A 1,088-nucleotide genomic window follows, 5' to 3' on the forward strand; every position below is an offset into this window, starting at 1 on the left:
CCGCGCGCCTCAATAGCGCCGTCAGCGTGTCGAGCGAGGCGTGGATTGGCACCCGTTGTTGCAATCCGAGTGCGGCGCTTCTACTGGCTCATGCGCGCCGAAGCCGGATGCCCCGGTACCTTGAAGCGCTTGCCGGTATCCGTGACCTCAGTGCCGTTGACCTTCAGGATCGAGAAATCCTGGGTCAAATAATTTCCGATCAGAATGTAGTTGCCGTCGGGGGTGAACATCGCAGCCTCGGGCAATCCGCCGACCTCGATATCCTGGGTCTTGGTCACCTTCTTTCCGTCGATCTTCAGCACCGAAATGCTGCCATTCGGCTCGTAGTAGAAGGCCTTCTTCATGTTGGAGCCGCGCAGGATCGCGGCGACTGCGAGATCGCCTTTCGGAGACATCGCCAATCCTTCCGGGCCGTCGCCGACCACCACCCGATCGATGATGCGCGGCGGGTTGGCTTCGAGATCGATCACGCTTGTCGTGTCAACGCTGCCGTCGGATGAGCCGGCGCCGCCATTATCGGCGGTCAGCGCGATCTTGCCGTTGGGCGTGACCACGACATTGTAAGGCCACAGGCCGGTCGGCAGATCGAGCTTGTTGTAGGTCACCTTGTCGCCGGCGATATCAAGCACCGACACCTTGTGCGCCGCGAATCTCACTGCCAGCGCCCGCTTGCCGTCCGGCGTGAACACCACATGTGCGACGCTGTCGGGCATCGCGATCGTATCGGTGACTTTGAAGTCGGTGCCATTGACCGAGAGCACGCTGATCGAGTTATCGCCACGATTGGCAACCAGCGCCATCTTGCCGGATGGACTGATGCTCAGTCCGGACGGCTGCTTGCCGGCGGTGACCGTGGCCACCAGTTTGGGTGGACTGGCCTTGAGATCGATAACGTACACCTTGTTGTCCGGGACCTATTTCAGCGTGTCGCCGTCCTTGGTTACATCTACCGAATCCGCCACCAGTGCGACCGAGCCTGATGGATCGATGTCGAGATTGACCGGCGGTCCGACGATCGAATTCTTCAGGGGCAGGGTGGCGACGATCTTGGGGCTTTCAGGGTCGACGAGATCCACGATCAGCACCGA

1 protein-coding gene is annotated in these 1,088 nt (G+C 60.7%); it reads right to left on the reverse strand.

Annotated features, from left to right (window positions below; translation table 11 throughout):
• Positions 1-80: 80 nt before the first annotated feature.
• The gene (locus IVA82_RS01645; protein WP_247493132.1) at positions 81-899 is read right to left on the reverse strand and encodes a YncE family protein; all 819 of its coding nucleotides are present in this window, start codon (positions 897-899) and stop codon (positions 81-83) included.
• Positions 900-1,088 lie beyond the last annotated feature (189 nt).

Origin of the sequence: Bradyrhizobium sp. 142 (assembly GCF_023074015.1) — a bacterium.
Taxonomy (GTDB): domain Bacteria; phylum Pseudomonadota; class Alphaproteobacteria; order Rhizobiales; family Xanthobacteraceae; genus Bradyrhizobium.